Below are 19,084 nucleotides of genomic sequence, written 5' to 3'. Positions count from 1 at the left end.
GTTATCTAGGGGTTACTTGATGTGCCGTTATTACTTGCCCGTAGGGTGACGACACGTCACGAGCAGCGTTTTGGGTGAGGAAAGAAGCGACCAGCAACACCAGGCAAATAGCCGCCGGCAGGGCACCACGAGGCTTGCGGACATTGATGTGTGCTAATGCCGAGAGCAGCAGGTGATAAAGCATGCCGGCGTAAGCGAGGTCGCTAAGCGGCACGTTGATGCGCAACAGAATGGCGGCCACCGCCAGGATCTTCACTGCAATGAGGATCGGCACGAGATAGGCGGGATAGCCGAGGTCGGCGAATGCTTGACGAACCCAGTCTCTTTTAACCAGGTACATCGTTGCCGAGGCCAGATACAACAACGACAGCAATGTTGTACTGATCCAATAAATATAGATTTCGATCATGGAGTTTTCCTAAGCAAGCGTTAATGCGTCGACTTAGGTCAAAGATGTCGCCTAATATGAAAAGCTACAAGTAGGATGAAAAAGTGGTGCTTAGTATGGAAAACCAGACTAATGGTGACGATCAAATCAACATGCACGAGGAAATGCGCCGTGCATTTGCGCTCCTCTCAGGCAAGTGGAAGCTGGAAATCATGTGGCTGTTGAACCAGCGAGTTTATCGTTTCGGAGAACTACGCAAAGCGATTAACGGCATCACCCAACACATGCTGACGGCACAACTTCGTGAGCTCGAAAACGATGGCCTGGTATCGCGAACAGTGTTCGCGGAAGTGCCCCCGCGCGTGGAATATGAGATGACGGCAAAGGCCCGTGCGCTCGGGCCGACGATGGAGGCACTCGCGTTATGGTGGAGCGAGTACGGGAAAAGCGTGCCAGTGAAACCGAACGCGCGCGGCCGCAAACCTAAAGCGGTTAAGCATTGAATGGTGTCACCCAATTAACCGTCAAAACGCTCCCAAACAAGTAAGTGTTTTGCTTTCCTGTGGTCTCTTAACGAATGGCAGCTTTGTGGCGACAGATAGCGCTCTGCCAAAATTGACCTCGTACCTGCCAGCCGAGAGTTAGTAGCCCTTAGACCGATCAACCACGTTCAAAATTGGCAGCCCTTCACGCTCTCTCCGGAGGTTCTCAACTATCACCGCCACACCGCCTTCAATCTGCACATCACTAGCGACATGAGGGGTCAAGAGGATTCGTGGGTGTTTCCAGAACGGGCTTTGTGGCGATGGAGACTCTTGTACCAACACATCCAGCACGGCACCTCCCACTTGACCTGCATTCAACGCATCAAGCAGATCCTGCTCAATTACGTGGGCGCCACGCCCTACGTTGATGAATCCAGCGCCATGAGGCAGACAACGAAATCTCGCCGCATTGAGGATTCCATTTGTTTCGGGGGTCAATGGCAGCATGTTCACCAGGATGTCGCATTGCCCCAAGAAGTGTTCCAGTTGCTCCAGACCGACGTAACAGCGCCCACCAGGAACATTCTTCAATGAACGATTCCAACCACTGAGCTTAAACCCCAATGGTTGAAGTCGATCCAGTGCGGCTCGCCCTAGATTACCAACCCCCATTACACCAACTCGCCGCTGTGAAGCATGCACTATCGGCCGTGGTTGCCAACGACCACTCCGTTGATCCTCTTGGTAGGTGAGGATGTCTCGATGTAAGGCAAGAACACTGAGCAGAACGTACTCGGCCATGATGTCTGCCATTGAGAGATCCACCAGCCGAACGAGCGACACCTGATCAGGTAGTTGAGCCAAATCGAACTGATCTACTCCAGCCCCGGCAGCGTAAAGGACTCGAAGATTACGAAACTGCTCTGCAAGGTCAGCTAGAGGCTCCCAAGCCAGGATGTAGAGCACCTCTGCCGGGTTGCCGATATCAGGCCACTGGCGGAACTCTAGCTCAGGGGCGAGCGTTGATAGGTAATCTCGCCACTCTCCCGCAGCGGCTGGGTCTGCCAAGTATAGGATGCACATAAAAAGCTCCTTGTTCGCAACAGAAAACCCCAGCAGCCTTCGGAAAGTGCAATGTCAGATAGGGTATGACGGACGTCGATGTTAAAGCTTGCCCTACTCAGTTGAACCGACAGATTACGCCCTTCTTTTGGCTCGCTACGACACGACAATCTATCAAGGCCGCTATGCATTTGAGGCGAAAAAAAGGCCGATCATTTAAGAAAGACGCTCCTTAAGAGTTCAGTTATGGTTGCACCAACAGGCACAAGCAGAACCACCTCAGCTTTGCCATAACAATGCCCCCGCAGATCGCGGTACACCGATATGTGCCCGCAGACATCGTGCAGCTGACTGGCAACCTGAGAAAGGAATACAACATGCTTTATTTTCAGGAAATGCTTGGCATTGCGGTGTTTTCCATCACCGGTGTGCTTGCTATCAAAAAAGCCGATGTCGATTTTTTCGGTGCGATGGTGCTGGGCATCATCACCGCTATTGGCGGCGGCACCCTGCGCGACCTGCTGCTGGATCTGCCGATCTTCTGGATTGCCGACTTCAATTACATCTGGGCCGCATTGTTTGCTGCGCTGCTGGCGTTTTTCCTGACCCAACGACTGCAACGACGTTATCGCCTGTTGCTCTACCTCGACGGCCTGGCGGCTGCCCTGTTCGCACTGGCTGCTACCGAGAAGGTACTGGCGTTACACCTCGCCGCGCCGTTGGCAGTAATGATGGGCGTGCTGACCAGCATTGGCGGTGGCATAGCGCGCGATGTCCTGGCCGGGAGAGTTTCACTGCTGATGTCCCGTGACATATATGCCACGCCACTATTGCTGGGATGCACCCTCTATGTGCTGTTGCGCGACCTATTCCCGTCGGTCTGGATCGCCGGTTGGATTGCCTTTATCTTCACCTTCGGCCTGAGGTTTTTCGCCATTTACAAGCACCTTCAAATGCCAGCAATTTTCTCAACCAAACAAGGATGAGTCACAACGATGTCCCGACTCTCACCGATGAGTTACTCGAATCCGACATCGATTTGCCAATCGCAACTGGCCAGGAATGCCGGCACATGGATTCGTTACTTTAGGAAATATTCAGCTCCTAAAACCACGAATTAGTTCCGCGACTCGTTCTTCGTCGTGGTCACCAATGGCGTCAACCAACGCAGACTGCCATTCCAAACAGCGAGCCATCTGTGCATCCGAATCGCGAAGACGTACAGCGAGCAAATCCATTCGGGCTTGATCCAGCAGCAATCGACTGAAGCTGGCTTCTAGATAGGGGCTAGCCGCCATCTCGCCCAGAATTTCATGAAACCGATGATTCTCCAGAACCATCTGTTGAACTTGCTGCGCTTCACTCGCTGCTCTATATCGCTCATGCGCAGCTTTTAGTTCGATGAGTTGGAACGACTTGAACCCCTGCACTGCAAGTCTTCCAATCGCGGTGAAAATCATAGGAGCAACCAGAAGGAAGCTTCGACGTATTTCATGGCCCATTGGACTGACCCTGGCGCCATGATTCGCTCGATTTTCTACGTACCCTTCCCCTGCCAAGCGGCGAAGCGTGTCCCTTACCGGAGTGCGAGACAGCCCGTATTGGGTGCTGACCGCAACTTCATCCAGCATCTGATCAGGCTGTAGATCCATCGTTAGAATCTGTTGTTTTAGCTCCTCGTAGAGCCTGACCTTGTTGTCCTTCACCTCACCTCCGGAGCCCATCAGTTTGTCCAAGCTGTCTGCTTGAAAGCTCGGAACATATAACGCCTACCAGCGTATCAGTCACGTCACAGTCTGAGCGCAGTCATCGCACGAACATGACAAGAACTCCGACCTTCAAAATTCCATTCGTGTTTCTCGGGAAGGGGCATACCCAAAATAAGCCGTATAGCATTTGCTGAAATGGCTCGGGGAGACGAATCCACAGGCCACCGCGACCTGAACTATGGTGAGCCTCGAATGCTGCAGCAATCGGCGTGCTTCAGTTACCCGAAGCTCCAGGTAATAGCGTAACGGTGTGGTACCCAACTGAGCTCTGAACAACCGTTCGATCTGACGCCTGGACAGTTTGACCCAACCTGACATCTGCTCCAGATCCAATGGTTCTTCGAGATTCGCTTCCATCAGTTTGACGATCTCTCTCAAAGGCGCCGCCATCTTGATGTGGAGTGTTGGATTCAGGCGTCGGTATCGTGAGGCATCAAATGCCAGGATGTCCGAAATGCCATCCACAAGGCTTGCGCCATGCGACTGACCAATCCAATCCAAGACCATATGGAACGCACCACTCGGGCTTGCAGCTGTATAGCGATCGCGATCAACCATAAAGCTCTCGCTCGTTACCTGACTGTGCTGGGCAGTCTCTGCCAGTGCTGGCCGATGTTCCGGGTGAATGGCGCATCGGTAAGCATCCAGCAAACCAGCCTGTCCCAAGAACCAAGCTCCATTCCATAGGCCAGCTAATGCTACTCCCTTCTCGGCGGCTTTCTTGAGCAGGACGCGTAACTGAGCATCAGCGCGTAGTGGTGTCCGTAGACCGCCACAAACAATCAACAACTTCAGTTCGCTCAGTGGATAGGATGAAAGATCTTGATCCGGACGGATGATGATGCCCAAGTCGCTCTTAACTTCCTGGCCATCAAGCGTAAACGTGCAGGTACTGTAAAGCTCAGGCCGCAACAAATTCGCGGTTACGAGCGCGTCCAATGCATTGGTAAACGATGGGAGAGAAAAGTGATCAAGCAGGATAAAGCCCACCCCTGAACGGGAAACCGTCGTAGGCTTCTCGTCTTTGAGATAGCGGAGATTTTTCCCTTTGATTGTTCCACAAAAACTTCGCTGCTCTATCACTTCAAGCCACCTTTTCTTAGAAGCTAAAACGATAAAATCGAGCCGCAAAAAAATCGGCCGCCACCGCTAGCACCACAACCTGTACGAACCTGGTCATGGGCCTGAACGGCCACTCAGATCAACCAAACACGAAGATCGCCCCAACCAAAGCGGTTGAGGCGATCTTCAAATCGGTCGAGTAATCTGAATCAGGACGCATCGATCCAGATGGTTTTCAACTCGGTGTACTGGTCATGGGCCCAAATGGACTTGTCCCGACCACCGAAGCCAGACTCCTTGTAACCGCCGAAAGGAGTAGAAGCATCGCCTTCACCGAAGCAGTTCACGGTGACGATACCGGCGCGAATACCACGCGAGAGCTTCAATGCATTGCGCAGGTTTCCAGTGTACGCGGACGCCGCTAATCCATAAGCAGTGTCGTTAGCCAGCTCGATCGCTTCGTCTACTGTTTTGAACGTCGTTACGCTCAGGACGGGGCCGAAAATTTCTTCTTGGAACAACCGGCTATCACGGCCTACTCCATCAACGATGGTAGGCTCGACAAAGATATTTTGTGCAGTATTCCCTCCCACCAACACATCAAGCTTTTCGTCTTTGGCATGCTCGATGAAGGAGCGCACTTTTTCAAAGTGAGCTGTGCTGACCATCGACCCGAGACGATTTTCAGGGTCAAGCGGATCACCCATTTGCCAATCACGCAGATGCACCTGAATACGTTTCAAAAGATCGTCTTTGATGTCGGTATGAACGATCAAACGAGAGGAGGCAGAGCAGTTTTCGCCCATGTTCCAGAAAGCGCCATTCACCACGTGCTGCGCGACGAGATCAATGTCTTCGACATCGTCCATCACAACTGCAGGATTTTTGCCTCCGCACTCCAGAACGATGCGCTTCAGGTTTGACTCACTGGAGTATTTGAGAAACAGCCGACCAGTGTCAGTAGAGCCTGTGAAGCTGACCATTGCGACATCCGTGTGGCGGCCTAAGGGCTCACCCGCATCTTTGCCACTACCAGGCACTACGCTGAATACGCCCGCAGGAATACCTGCCAGATAAGCCAATTCAGCAACGCGCAACGTGCTCAACGTAGTTTCCTTCGCTGGCTTAACAACGATCGAACAACCTGCGGCCAGGGACGGGCCAATTTTCCAGGCAAGCATCAGAAGCGGGAAGTTCCACGGCAAAACGAGACCGACGACTCCAATAGGCTCACGCACCACCATCGTGACCGCTCCCGAACCTACTGGCGCGGTCGCATCGTAGATTTTGTCGATCAGCTCGGCATGCCAACGCAGCGTATGAATCGTCTCGGGAATATCGATGTTCTGACATTCACGAATAGGCTTGCCGCTATCCAGGCTTTCGAGCAGCGCCAATTCGTGCGAGTTGTCTTCGAGCAGTTGAGCAAAACGCAGCAACACAGATTTGCGTGCCGAAGGAGAGAGCGAATGCCAACGTGCGTCTTCAAACGCCTCTTTGGCCGCCGCAACGGCATCGTCTACATCCCGAGAATCACAAGCGGCAATCTCAGCTAGAACGTCACCAGTGGCCGGATTAATCGTGGTGAACGTTTTGCCCGATTGAGCATCACGAAACTTTCCGTTGATAAAGGCTTGATTGCGAAACTCAAGCTTACCTGCAAGTTCGCGATATGCCTCTTTACTAAGAAGGTCTGCCATCTCAAGCCTCCCCAACGATTTGGGCGACGTTGTGTTTGAGGGTTCGAATAACTTCTTTCAGCTCTTGCTTCTCGGACTCCTCCAAAGGCTGCAAAGGAGCCCGTACGCCACCGGCACGCAATCCACTCAGTTCACTGCCATGCTTGATGGATTGAACAAATTTCCCGCCTTCAAGGAAGTCCATCAGAGGAAGCATGGCCGACATGATGCGGCGGCCTTTGGCGAAGTCTTTTTCAATGACACAAGCTTCGTAGAGAGCGACGTGTTCGCGAGGAATGAAATTCGAACCGGCGCAAACCCAGCTGCGAGCACCCCAAGCAAAGAATTCCAAAGCTTGATCATCCCAGCCACACGAGATCTGGATGGACGGATGTGAATGAGCCAGGCGATGCAGACGATTCATCTCACCTGAGCTTTCCTTGATAGCGACGATATTTTTGCAGTGCGCAACAGCTTCGAAGAACTCGTCGCCCATGGCAACTCCCATCCGGGCTGGGTAGTTGTAAAGCATGATCGGCAGACCAGCAGCTTTATCTACAGCCAAGACATGGGTAGCGATCTCTTTTTGAGTGGGCAAAGCATATGGTGGAGAACCAACCAGGAGGGCATCAGCCTCAAGCTCCTTCGCCTTCTCAGCAAAGTAAACGGAGTCCTCGGTTCGAATACCACCGGTGCCCACAACCAGAGGCAGGCGACCTTTGAGGACATCTTTTGCACGCTGAGCAATCTCCACACGCTCGGCTGCAGTGTGAGCATAATACTCACCAGTCGATCCGCCGATAATAATACCGTGAACCTTGGATTCGACCAGATACTCAATAACCTCACCAAAGGCCGAAAAGTCAATTTGGCCATCCGAAGATAACGGAGTAATGGCAGGGGTATAAATGCCGTCAAAGTTCATAATGTTTCCTCCAGTGGTTTCCGAATTTCAAAACTGTTAATTCAGCGATGCAGCTTGTTGAAGGTTCAACGATCGAGTTTCAGGAGCAAGAATCCAGGACAACACCAGGCCGACCAAGGTAACTGCCGCAGCCACATACATAGTCTCGGCAATACCCAGCTTGCTTAATGAAATCGGAACCAGATAAGTCCCCGCTGCTGCACCGATTCGGGAAAGTGAAGTCCCTACACCGACAGCAAATGCTCGAATTTCCGTTGGAAACAGCTCGTTGGGATAAACCAAGGTGAGAACTTGAGCTCCTCCAATGAATAGGGCATAAACAATGAAAAAGAACAAAACCAGAGTGCTTGGCCCTGCATGACCGATAGCCAATCCAAGCAAGGCAAGCCCAGAACAAAGGAAGCTATAAATCAGGAGATTACGGCGACCTACCACATTTATTATCCTGGTTGAGATGATGCACCCAACCACAAAAAACAAAGTAATCGCGACAGAGCCTAAAGATGCCCAGTCTCCTTGAAGATTCAAAGCTGCCAACACCTTGGGTGCGAAAGCGTAAACGGCAAACAATGGAACTACAGAGCAAGTCCAAAAAATCACAACAAATAGCATTCGTTTACCGTATCCGGAATGGACAAGGTTGAAGATCGTAATTTTGTCACCGGTGGGTTGCTCCGGGAGGTTAGCCAAGGAAAAATCGTCGCCGTAAACCTTTTTGATAATTGCTTCAGCTTCTGCAGCACGGCCTTTGTTCAACAACCAACGTGGCGATTCTGGTGTGCCAATACGTACTAGAAACAACATGGCCCCAATGATTGACGCACTGGCCAATACTAGACGCCAAGCATCCGAGCCCCAAAACTTAAACATAATTTCGCCGACGATATAGGCCATCGCTGCGCCGGCAAACCAAAGAATTGTTAGCATCGCCAATCTCGGGCCGCGATACTTTTTTGGTAGAAACTCTACGAGTAGCGAGGTCGCAACAGGGTATTCAATGCCCACCGCCACGCCAAGCAACAATCTCAAGAAGAAGAGCACGATGGCCGACTCGACCCAATATTGAGCTAACGACGCTACGATGAATATAGTTGGCCCTACGAACAAAAGCCGCTTCCGGCCCATAACATCAGTGAGCCACCCACCCAAGAAACCGCCGAAAAATATTCCGATCAATGCAGAAGCGGCAATCATGCCTTCCCAAAAATCATCGAGGGCCAAGGACTTTGACATATGTATCAGCGCGACGCCGATGATACTGAGGACATATCCGTCTACAAAAGATCCACCCGCTGAACGAATCGTCAGCAGACGATGAAAGCCATTAAGTGGTACGTCCTCAATTGAAACACCAACGTTCTTCATTTCTTATCCTTATACTTGAAACATCGGACTGCATATTGCATTAACAAGTAGTATCCATCTGAATCATCGATTCAGAGCTTTCTGATTTAGCTTTCTCTGCCGGCGCGATATTGTCCCCATTTAAGGTTCATATTTACGCCCAACGAAAGAAAAGGTTCAGGCGGATTGCTGTTCGGCCCTGGCGCTTGTAGAAGAAAATCGATAAGACCACCACGATCGCCTGCCAGCCAATCTGCCAGTAGTTTCCCGGTTACCGTCCCACGGGTAACACCAAGTCCATTACAACCCAAAGCACCATAAACATTGGGTGCCAACTCGCCAAAGAAGCCATTATGGTTTCTTGACATAGCTAATGCCCCGCCCCACGTGTACTCGAAATTTACATTCGGCAGCATAGGAAAGCGTTTATCGAACGAGGCTTTATGGCGGCGTACAAATCGTTCGTTATACTTTTCGTTACTACGCCCATCCGGGTTAAAACTGAAACTATTTCGAATCAGTATCCGATTATCAGGAGTACGCCGAACCGTAGTTCCGAATGGATCTGCTGGAATTGCGCCCCAAAAAGGTTTTCCACCTAGACGAGCCTGCTCCTCTTCCGTCAGCTGTCGAGTGATGCTGCCATAGGTGTAAATTGGCAACATACGCCCTTGTAGAAAGCCAAAACGCATCCCGAAAGAGTTATTGGCCAAAATCAGCTTATCCGCAGTGATACTTCCGTTTGCATGTATCAATATTGTTTTGGCGCCGTATTCCACCTCCAGAATTGGAGTGCGCTCATACAGCGTAACGTTGGAAGGCAAACTGTCTGCCAGCCCCTTCACCAACGCTGATGGTTGGAGCAAAATTGCTCCTGGGGTGTACAGCGCCTTGCGATAAAAATGAGTTCCGAGATGATTTGGCAACTCTTTTTCATCAATCATTTCATAGGGTTGATCAAGCTTATCGAGTCCTCGTCTGTATGCTTCGAGCACTGCAATACCACGGTCTTCCACAGCTGCTTGATACTTACCACATGCCTTCATCTGGCAATCAATACTGTATTCGTCTACTAGGTCTCGCAAAATCGACTGACCAGCCAAATTGAGCTTTAGGGCAGTTCGGGCGAGCGCGATATCGCCAATATAGTCATCAGCTCCAATGTCATGGGGCAGATCAATTGCAAAACCAGCGTTTCGACCCGACGGCCCAAGGCCCACCTCTTGCGCCTCGACAAGCACCACTTCGTCATTTGGAAAATTCAGTGCAAGTTGGCGCGCGGCTGCCAGTCCAGTAAACCCGGCACCGATAATTACCCACCGAGCTGAGCGATGCCCCTGGTGCGCAGGTTTCGGCTGACGAGGTTGGCTCAAATGGAACCAACCACAGCTCTTATCATCAGCGGGTAACGAGGTAACTTTCATAGTGTTGAACCGTTTATTGTTGGATTGCCTGCCGTACCCAACACGAAGAAAACGCGTGGAATGGCGCCAAGTAAAAAACCTAAACGACGACAATACTGTGCCGCTCACATAACACCCAAATCGGCATCATGACGTTTAATATCGACAACAATAGCGACTACTTCGAGCGCTATAGATGTCAGTTAAAAATTAGCTGCAATGGCGTAACGCTCTGTGCTTCCATAGTCATTGGAATAGTAATTATCCCGAAACGTCATTGGAGGCAGGCCAAACAAATCTTTGAAGCGTTTGTAGAAATGCGGATAGCTTACGAAACCTGTTGCAAGCGCTACATCTGTCAATGATCGATTACTTTGGACAATCAGTTGCCTGGCGCGGGTCAATCTCAGTTCAAGATAATATCTATTTGGTGCGGCATTCAGGTAGCGAGCAAACCTTCTTTCAAGCTGTCGACGCGAAACACCAACATGACTCGCAATTTCCTCAATCTCCATGGGCTCTTCAATATGGCTTTCCATAAGAGTTAGCGCCATATCAAGCGGCCTAGGAATGCTTCTTGGTAAAATGCTCGTGCACGGGTCTGCTTCGCTAAGCTGAACTTGCTTTGACTGATGCACGCGTTTTATTTCATTAACCAGATCAGCGTCACTACTACAGCCCAGTTCCTGCATGATTGACAGGGTCATATCTAGGGCGGATGAAGCCCCGGAGCAGGTTGCGCGACGACGTTCACATATGAAATCCGCATCAGATATTTTTACCCGTGGGAAATACTCATTCATCAAGGCGCAACTATCAGTGTGACAAGCAGAATTCTGGTCATCAAGCAGACCTGCATCTGCCAAATAAAACGCAGCATTCCAGACACCACCAACAATTCCTTTGCCTGAAGCCGCTTTTTTCAATGCTCGCCGAAGCAATGGATTAGAGGACAACCTTACTCTTTGGCCACCGACAACAATCACCGCATGGTGGTTGATTTTTTCAACCACCAACTTCTCCGACGAGAGCGGCACCCCGATGTCACTTTCGACCAACCCACCCTGAAGTGAATAAGTAGAAACCTTATATATCGTATTGCAGCTTATTAAATTACCAGTCGCCAGAGCATCCATCGCGGTTGAAAGCGTGGTCAGCGAAAAGTGATCCAGCACGATAAATGCTACCCGCACTACTTTTTCGTGACCAATTGAATCTGTAGTTTGTCGAAACCCAATATTTTGGAACTTCAACGTGCTTTGGAATGTATCCATCATTTGCCACCTGGTAACTTTTTGCGTGAAACAACCACATTCTTGCTAGAGAGCGGCTGGCCAAAACTCCAGCCGCATTCTTTGTTTCAGCTATTACTTCTTAGCTGCAGCTCTTGCATCCGCCAACCAGCCATCATATTCCGTTTGGTGAGCTTTGATCCACTCAGCTGCATGGCGTTTGATATCAGCAAGTGATTTTTCGCCATTTTGCATACGCAGGTTCTGAGCGCTTTCATCAGCAGTACCGATGCTGATTTCGGACAAGAATTTGCGAGCAACAGGGTTTTTCTCTGCAAACTCTTTATTCATGACCGCGTTGACAGTATCCACTGGGAAACCAAGATTTTTCCCTTGATAGAAAGTGTCTTTACTTTCCTTGCCATCAGGCAACGAGGTAAACGGGACTGGCAACCAAACTACGTCTTTCCCTTCAACAAGTACGCTTGCGATCCACTGAGGAACCCAAGTGAAATAAAGTACAGGTTTTCCTTGTTGATACCTGGTGATCGTATCCGCCATCAAGGCAAAGTAAGAGCCGCGGTTGTCGACCACTGTCGGCCCCAAACCGTAAGCCTTCATGTGATGCTCGACCATAATTTCACAGCCCCAACCGGGGTTGCACCCGGTCAAATCCGCCTTGCCATCGCCATTACTGTCGAAAAGTTTTGCAATCTCAGGCTTCTTCAAATCAGAAAGATCTTTGATGTTGTAAGCGTCTGCTGTTTTCTTATCGATCATGTAGCCTTGCAAAACGCCCTTCATGACCTGGCCGACCTTCACCATCGAATCATCGCCACCGGCCTTATCATAGAAGGCAGCATGCAGTTGCTCCCATTCATGAACCGTGAAATCCGCATCACCGTATGACAATGCGAGGAACATCGCTGGATAATCCGTTTCCTTTGGCTGCTTAACGTCGTAACCAAGTTCCTTCAGACCGGCTACTGCGACCTCACCCCGAAAGCGTTCTTCCGCAATCGTTGGAAAAATAGGAGTTATAGAGGTACCGGCTCCTGGTTTGTTTGCATCAGCCGCATAAGCCGCCGAAGAAAGGACAACACCAAACAATGAAGCAACCACACTCGCGACCACGGTTTTTTTAAGATTTGCAAGGTTCATGTTTCACCACGCTTAGATTTTTAATAGGTGAGCAGGCAAGCTTAATTAGTCACTGGACGTGTAACGTTCTTTTTTTTCTTCAACTTCATAACAAGACCCACAGGCCCGGTCTCATACCAATGCTGGCCAGATGCTAGATCACTACTGCGTTCGCCCATGGCTTGGGTCAAGCGATCAAGGAACACTGCCAGGAGTACCAAGCCGGCCCCACCGACACTCGCGAGCCCCATATCCAAACGGCCGATACCGCTTAACACCATCAATCCCAGACCGCCTACCGAGATCATCGACGCTACAACCACCATCGATAGGGAAAGCATCAGTGTCTGGTTCAATCCAGCCATCATCGTAGGAGCCGCAAGGGGCAATTGAACCTTCATGAGCATCTGAGTGGCCGTGCACCCAAAGGCCCGAGCAGCCTCAACCTTGTCCGCAGGTACCTGCCGTATCCCCAAATTGGTCAACCGCACCAACGGGGCAACAGAGAAGATGATCGTGACAATCACACCAGGAACGTTGCCGATGCCGAACAACATCACCACTGGCACCAAATAAACAAAGGCGGGTAGCGTTTGCATGGCATCCAGCACTGGACGGACGATCATTTCCGTTCGATCACTGCGAGCGCACAGGATTCCAAGGGGTATACCAATAACGGCGCAGAACAGGAGCGATGTAAGTACCAATGCCAGAGTTACCATGGCATCGTTCCACACACCTATTAATCCAAGCCCTGTCAAAGTTGCCACGCTGAAAATAGCAATTCGCTTGCCGCCGATCTGCCAGCTAATCAATCCAGCGATGATGATGAATACGGTAGGTGGCACAGAGAGCAATCCCCACTGTACGCCATCCAACACCTGATCCACCGGCCACCGGATTGTTCTAAACACCTCTCTGAAGTTGTGCACCAAATACTTCAGGGCTGTTTCAACCCATGACCCCAACGGAATATTTAAACTTTGGAAGGGGTCTAACAAATTAAAATCCGACATGATTCTTCCTCGCCATCAGAACTTTTTATCATTCTGATTATTTAAATTAACTGTTATGCAGGCAGCTCAGAAGATGGCCTTGCGAAATGGAGCCTTTGTACAGCCCAATCTCGTCCACGACCGGAATAGGAGTTGCCGAGGCAGCGACCAAATGAAGAATTTCTCTTAGAGAAGCTTCTGCTTTTATGGGAGTTTGACGCCCTGGTTCATAAGAGATGCTTGAGTCTTGCTGGGCAATATCTCCCGCCCGAAGGATTCGACTGGAATCAAATCCATTGAAAAAATCACGGACGTATTTGTTAACCGGATTACAGAGAAGCTCACGAGGTGTGCCTATTTGCACAACACGTCCTCCTTCCATGATCGCGATTCGGTGCCCGATCCGAACAGCCTCTTCAATATCGTGGGAGATAAAGATGATTGTCCTGTCCTGCTCGGCCTGAAGCTTGATCAATTCGCCCTGCATTTCGCTGCGAATCATCGGGTCTAGAGCGGAGAACGCTTCATCCATGAGCAAAATTGCGGGATCGTTAGCCAACGCCCTGGCCAAGCCTACGCGCTGCTGCATGCCGCCGGACAATTGGTGTGGATAGCTGTACTCCTGCCCTGAAAGCCCGACTTGCTCTAAGGCGCCCATTGCACGGCAATACCGCTCCTTCTCACCTACGCCACTGATTTCCAAGCCAAAACTGACGTTGTCAATTACGCTCATATGGGGCATGAGGGCGAACGATTGAAAGACCATTCCCATGTCTTTCCTTCGAACTTGCAGAAGATCCTTGTCACCCAACCCAGTAATTTCTCTGCCATTAAGAAATATGGATCCAGAAGTTGGCTCAATCAAACGATTAAACAACCTCACCATCGTAGACTTGCCAGAACCTGACAATCCCATGATGACAAATATCTCGCCTCTGCGGACAGCGAAGTTCGCATCAAACACTCCAATTGCCTGGCCTGTTTTCTGGAAAACTTCAGCCTTTGATGCACCATCGGCGAGCATCTTCATAGCGAGGTCAGGTTGTGAGCCAAATACCTTGTAAACGCTCTTAACGGAAATTATCTCGTCGGCGCCATTCATACCTTGCCTCCTTCGTACTGAGCACTATTCGCTTTAAGCGACATGCAAAGGATCGGAAATAGTTTTAAACGGCAGCGGTAATTATTATGTGTCGTCACGACGGGCTTCCTTTATTATTTTTGGGGCCCTAGGAAAAGGGGATGTTTCAAATTTATTAGCATCTCCCCTCTAAATCCAACTACATTTATTGGGACAATTGGATAACGATGGGTTATAGATTGAGGAAGCCCCCTCAGGGCACTGACACCGCTGTGCATGAGCGACTACCCGTATCTCGGCAGCGACGAAAGCGTAGCCCTCCCTTCTCTCTTCCGTTAACCTCGCACCGCTTCGCTGGGGAGCTGTATCGTTAGGAGAACGTACGAATGTCCAAGCATGTCGACCCTGACAGCGTCCTGCTAAAAATGCCGTCCTTGAGGGCTGTGAAGGCGTTTGTAGCTGCAGCCAAGTACGAAAGCTTCACCTTGGGGGCTGAGGCTCTGTGCGTTTCACAAGCAGCTATTAGCCGGCAAATCCGGGAGCTAGAAGATTACCTCGGTGCTCAGCTTTTCACGCGTGCAGGGCGTGCCGTGGAGCTGACATCCGCTGGGGCTGTATTCTTCGACGCTGCCCAATTGTCGTTCGTGAATATTGCCCAAGCTGCCGAGCGAATTCGCAATTGTCAGGCTCAAAAGAAAATGCTGACTATCTGCTGCTCCCCTGCATTTTCGGCTCTGTGGTTGTCGAGTCATCTACCTGAGTTCATTGAGCAGAATCCGGGAATCGAGCTGAATCTGGTCACGACACAGAACTTTCTGACCATGGAACCAGGTGTTCAGCCCGACATCTTCATCACGAAGATGTCACGCATCAGGGAGGACTATAAAAGCTATCCGCTGTGTCACGACGTCATTTACCCAGTGTGCTCCCCACAGTTTCTGAAGCAGCACCCAGAGATTACGACAATCGAAGGTGTGAGGGACTCGACGTTATTGAATCTGAGTCCTTACGGACGATCACAGGTCGCTGAACATGTCGATTGGGGCGTATGGCTTGCTTTTCAGTCCGTTGACATCGACGATCGTCCGGCGAGCAGTCCTCAGATCTTCAATGCCAATGATTATAATTTGCTCATCAGCATGGTGCTGACACATCAAGGAATCGCCCTAGGCTGGAATCACCTGGTCACGAGGCTGGTCGAACAAGGCTTGCTGGTGCGACCGATCAAGCAAAAGGTTCAGCTACGCAATAGCTCGCATTATCTGAGCTGCAAAGAGAACACCGAGAACGAAGACGCCCTCCGTCGTTTTCGCGAGTGGATCTTATCGAAGTTTCCGCGCTGATATCGGCCTCCTCTTTCACCACCACCCGGGCCTTTAAAGCGCGCCCCTCCTCCTATACTTCCGGTACCGCTTGGTGTGCGCCCACACTCTAAAGGGGGCTGGTAAATCGCCTATGGGTTGGACGCAATCTTCTCGAATCAGGCCAACCTAGCAATGCTGACCGCTAGTTTTGTTATCCATTGCCCTACGAAAATGTTGCTAGAGCGACAAGCCTCTCCTGGCTCATTGTTGAGCTGCGCTGGCCAAGCCAGACCGGATCAATTCATAGGAAGGGTTTTTGGGAATGTCGCTTTTCGAATTCTGCCGCACCTTTGATTTCCTGCAGGCCCCTATCAAAACTCGGGAAATTCTAAAAAATAGCCTGCTTGATATAGTGGGAGTCATGGCAGGAGCTGTGTCGAATGATACAAGCCGGGCGCTTCGACGGTATGCCCGAACTCACTACCCTGCCGGAACATACACCAGTCGGCTCATCTTCGATGGCCAGCGAGTAAACATTCTCGGTGCAGCTTGGGCCGGTGGCTTTTCCGCAGATAGCCTGGATGCACACGAAGGGCACTTTCTGTCCAAGGGGCATGCCGGAGCGACCGTCGTTCCTGCTCTGCTTGCGCTAGCGGATGCGCTGCAGCATCACGGCAGGGAGATAAGCGGCCATGAGTTTTTGACCGCTCTGTGCATTGGGTATGAGACAGCTCTTCGAGCTGGTACTGCACTTATGGCGACTTCCCCTACCTACCACGCCTCCGGCGGTTTTTCCGCCATTGGGGTCGTCTGCGCCGGCTCCAGGATGCTGGGCTTCGATGAACAAACCTTTCGGCACGCTCTGGGAATTGCGGAATATTTCAGCGCACGTTGCCCAATGATGCGTGTGGTGCAAACGCCTACGATGCTTCGTGACGCGCACGGAGCAGGTGCATTCGTTGGCTTGAATTCTCTTTTGATGGCAAAGGAAGGAATGACCGGTGCACCTGCCGAGACAGTGGAAGATATCTCCGTCGCCGCACACTGGGCCGATATCGGCAAAAGGTGGGAAATAGATAGCCAATATTTCAAACCATGGCCGGTTTGCAGATGGGCGCAACCTGCTCTGACCGCCATGCTTGATATACAGCGTGAGAACCCCGAGCTCAACGCTGACTCAATTGAAGCAATCCGTGTTGAAACGTTCTACGAGTCGATGTGCTTGCAGGGCCATACACCACAAAATGCAGACGAAGCCCAATACGCACTGGCATTTCCGCTGGCTGCACTCATCGTCAGAGGGAAGCTGGGGCCTAATGAAGTCACCGGCGCATCTATTTCGTCACCTGACATTTTATCGTTGAGCGCACGTATCGAAATCGTTGAAGCCCCAGATATCTCAGCACGATTCCCCAACGAAATCCTTTCACGACTGACCATTACGCTGAAAAATGGAGCCGTGATAGTTAGTCCGGTTACCGCCGCTAAGGGAGATCCGGAGACCCCACTGACGGCTGAAGAATTGGATCAAAAATTTGACCTTTTCTCTGCCGGGCTTGGCCATGACAGAAGCCTCGCAGTGAAGCAGGCGATTAAGCATCTTGATCAGTCAAAATCTGCCATTGCCACTCTGACGCCAATATTTCTAGGCCCTGATCATTCTGCAACAGAGCGTGACAACTCTTAATTGAGGGGTTCAGGTTCCGGCACCTACAAATCGATAACCTGAAATTATTGATTACCCACATGAAATGTCGTTTGTGGTGGCCAAGATGATCGATATAGGCTGGCGTTAATTTTTGACAGAACCCATTGGCGCATAAGGCTTAACTATAGAAAGCTCAAGCCAAGATGAGGCGCCTTGTTAATAACAATATAAGTCACAGCAAAAGGTGACCGCTCAAGATATATATCCTGGGAGGATAAGATGGATAACAAAGAAACCGTTTTTGACCTGATTTCCCAACGTAAACCTTGGCATTCACTCCCAGGGGAACTTTATCGCAGCGAAGACGTATATCGCCAAGATCTTGAACAAATTTGGCACAAAGACTGGATCTTCGCCGGACATACCTTCGAACTCGAAAAGCCTGGTCAGTACTTCACCCTTCAGGTGGGCGATTATCCTGTCGCGGTAGTACGCGGCAAAGATGGTCAGGTACGTGCCTTCCATAATGCTTGTCGCCACCGTGGTGCGAAAGTATGCGAGGGAGAGCACGGAAAAGTAGCCAAGATGGTTTGCCCGTATCACAAGTGGACGTACGAACTTGATGGCAACCTTCTGTTCGCAGGGAACATGGGCCAAGATTTCGATAAGTCGCAATACAACCTTAAAACCGTGCATTGCGAAGTCGTACACACCTTTATTTACATTTGCGTGGCGACCAAAGCGCCTGACTTCGAACCATTCCGTGAGGCAGTCGCACCTTTCATCGCACCGCACAATCTCGATGACTGCAAGGTAGCTTTCGAATCAACTATCATCGAGCGCGGAAACTGGAAGCTCGTATTCGAGAACAACCGGGAATGCTACCACTGCGATGGGTCGCACCCAGAGCTATTGCAATCATTTGTGGACAACCTTTCAGTAGGTGGCACAAGTGGGGACGATGATCCAGAGCTCTCTGCATACTGGAATAAGTGCGAAAGAGCAGGCTTACCGAGCCGATTGGTCATGGACATCAACGGCCAGTTCCGAATGACACGCATTCCTCTGTCAAAGGGTGCGGTGAGCTACACCATGGACGGCAAACCAGCGGTAACCAGCCGTCTGGATAAGACATCTGAAGCCGATATTGGGGCACTGCTCTACTTCAATTACCCTTCCACCTGGAACCATTTCCTAGGTGACCACGCCCTGAGCTTCCGAGTATTGCCGATCAGTGCGACTGAGACCATGGTGACCACCAAATGGCTCGTACACAAAGATGCGGTAGAAGGCGTTGATTACGACTTGGATCGGCTCACCAAGGTGTGGATCGCGACGAACGATCAAGACAGGACGCTGGTCGAGGGAACTCAACGAGGAGTTACCTCCCCCTCGTATGAGCCAGGCCCTTACTCTGAAACAGCCGAAACAGGTGTATGCCAGTTCGATGATTGGTACTGCGCCACTATGATGGATCGGCTTAAAGGGCCTATTCCGTTGAAGTCCGTTGGCTGACAGTCACACGTTCGCAAATTAGCCTTCCAGCGCATTCATGCCTGGAAGGCTT

The 19,084-nt window shown here is 50.7% G+C and carries 17 protein-coding genes; 5 read left to right on the top strand and 12 right to left on the bottom strand.

The window, feature by feature from the left end; translation table 11 throughout:
- Position 1: 1 nt before the first annotated feature.
- Positions 2-409, bottom strand: coding sequence for a DoxX family protein (locus tag AC06G5_RS14730; protein WP_413424392.1), 408 nt, complete (start codon positions 407-409; stop codon positions 2-4).
- A gap of 95 nt (positions 410-504) precedes the next feature.
- Between AC06G5_RS14730 and AC06G5_RS14725 the strand changes: the two genes are divergently transcribed.
- On the top strand, positions 505-891 hold the full coding sequence (locus AC06G5_RS14725) for a winged helix-turn-helix transcriptional regulator (protein WP_413424394.1): 387 nt from the start codon (positions 505-507) through the stop codon (positions 889-891).
- Positions 892-1,029: 138 nt separating this feature from the next.
- Here AC06G5_RS14725 and AC06G5_RS14720 read toward each other — a convergent pair whose 3' ends face one another.
- Positions 1,030-1,956: a 2-hydroxyacid dehydrogenase gene (locus tag AC06G5_RS14720; protein WP_480459788.1), complete on the bottom strand. Its 927-nt coding sequence runs from the start codon at positions 1,954-1,956 to the stop codon at positions 1,030-1,032.
- 275 nt (positions 1,957-2,231) lie between these two features.
- On the opposite strand from AC06G5_RS14720, the gene AC06G5_RS14715 reads away from it, so the two are divergent.
- Entirely contained in the window at positions 2,232-2,921 is a 690-nt protein-coding gene (locus tag AC06G5_RS14715; RefSeq protein ID WP_480459787.1) for a trimeric intracellular cation channel family protein, read from the top strand.
- A 111-nt stretch (positions 2,922-3,032) separates the two neighbouring features.
- On the opposite strand, the gene AC06G5_RS14710 is transcribed toward AC06G5_RS14715, so the two are convergent.
- The 10 genes from AC06G5_RS14710 to AC06G5_RS14665 all read right to left on the bottom strand — a co-directional run bounded on the left by AC06G5_RS14710 (position 3,033) and on the right by AC06G5_RS14665 (position 14,586).
- A complete protein-coding gene (locus AC06G5_RS14710; RefSeq protein ID WP_413424400.1) occupies positions 3,033-3,671 on the bottom strand; it encodes a GntR family transcriptional regulator in 639 nt (212 codons plus the stop codon).
- 102 nt (positions 3,672-3,773) lie between these two features.
- Complete coding sequence (locus tag AC06G5_RS14705; RefSeq protein WP_413424456.1) at positions 3,774-4,787, bottom strand: GlxA family transcriptional regulator; 1,014 nt, start codon at positions 4,785-4,787, stop codon at positions 3,774-3,776.
- A 188-nt stretch (positions 4,788-4,975) separates the two neighbouring features.
- Positions 4,976-6,466: an aldehyde dehydrogenase gene (locus AC06G5_RS14700; protein ID WP_413424402.1), complete on the bottom strand. Its 1,491-nt coding sequence runs from the start codon at positions 6,464-6,466 to the stop codon at positions 4,976-4,978.
- A gap of 1 nt (position 6,467) precedes the next feature.
- On the bottom strand, positions 6,468-7,370 hold the full coding sequence (locus tag AC06G5_RS14695) for a dihydrodipicolinate synthase family protein (RefSeq protein WP_413424404.1): 903 nt from the start codon (positions 7,368-7,370) through the stop codon (positions 6,468-6,470).
- Between the two features lie 36 nt (positions 7,371-7,406).
- Positions 7,407-8,735 (bottom strand): MFS transporter, encoded by a 1,329-nt coding sequence (locus tag AC06G5_RS14690; protein WP_413424406.1) that lies wholly within the window; start codon positions 8,733-8,735, stop codon positions 7,407-7,409.
- Positions 8,736-8,821: 86 nt separating this feature from the next.
- On the bottom strand, positions 8,822-10,138 hold the full coding sequence (locus AC06G5_RS14685) for an NAD(P)/FAD-dependent oxidoreductase (RefSeq protein ID WP_413424408.1): 1,317 nt from the start codon (positions 10,136-10,138) through the stop codon (positions 8,822-8,824).
- A gap of 182 nt (positions 10,139-10,320) precedes the next feature.
- On the bottom strand, positions 10,321-11,391 hold the full coding sequence (locus AC06G5_RS14680) for a GlxA family transcriptional regulator (RefSeq protein ID WP_480459784.1): 1,071 nt from the start codon (positions 11,389-11,391) through the stop codon (positions 10,321-10,323).
- Positions 11,392-11,484: 93 nt separating this feature from the next.
- The gene (gene proX, locus AC06G5_RS14675; protein WP_413424412.1) at positions 11,485-12,510 is read right to left on the bottom strand and encodes a glycine betaine/L-proline ABC transporter substrate-binding protein ProX; all 1,026 of its coding nucleotides are present in this window, start codon (positions 12,508-12,510) and stop codon (positions 11,485-11,487) included.
- A gap of 41 nt (positions 12,511-12,551) precedes the next feature.
- On the bottom strand, positions 12,552-13,505 hold the full coding sequence (gene proW, locus AC06G5_RS14670; protein ID WP_480459783.1) for a glycine betaine/L-proline ABC transporter permease ProW: 954 nt from the start codon (positions 13,503-13,505) through the stop codon (positions 12,552-12,554).
- A 46-nt stretch (positions 13,506-13,551) separates the two neighbouring features.
- Positions 13,552-14,586, bottom strand: a complete 1,035-nt coding sequence (locus tag AC06G5_RS14665) for a quaternary amine ABC transporter ATP-binding protein (RefSeq protein ID WP_413424416.1) — start codon at positions 14,584-14,586, stop codon at positions 13,552-13,554.
- A gap of 365 nt (positions 14,587-14,951) precedes the next feature.
- On the opposite strand from AC06G5_RS14665, the gene AC06G5_RS14660 reads away from it, so the two are divergent.
- From AC06G5_RS14660 to AC06G5_RS14650, 3 genes are all read left to right on the top strand, one after another.
- On the top strand, positions 14,952-15,908 hold the full coding sequence (locus AC06G5_RS14660) for a LysR substrate-binding domain-containing protein (protein WP_413424418.1): 957 nt from the start codon (positions 14,952-14,954) through the stop codon (positions 15,906-15,908).
- Between the two features lie 283 nt (positions 15,909-16,191).
- A complete protein-coding gene (locus AC06G5_RS14655; protein ID WP_480459781.1) occupies positions 16,192-17,556 on the top strand; it encodes an MmgE/PrpD family protein in 1,365 nt (454 codons plus the stop codon).
- A gap of 240 nt (positions 17,557-17,796) precedes the next feature.
- On the top strand, positions 17,797-19,032 hold the full coding sequence (locus tag AC06G5_RS14650; protein ID WP_413424422.1) for an aromatic ring-hydroxylating oxygenase subunit alpha: 1,236 nt from the start codon (positions 17,797-17,799) through the stop codon (positions 19,030-19,032).
- Positions 19,033-19,084 lie beyond the last annotated feature (52 nt).

It is taken from the genome of Pseudomonas sp. WT-JTC, assembly GCF_056711565.1.
The sequence above is the reverse complement of the archived record's forward strand: the minus strand, read 5'-3'. Positions and strand labels throughout refer to the sequence as shown.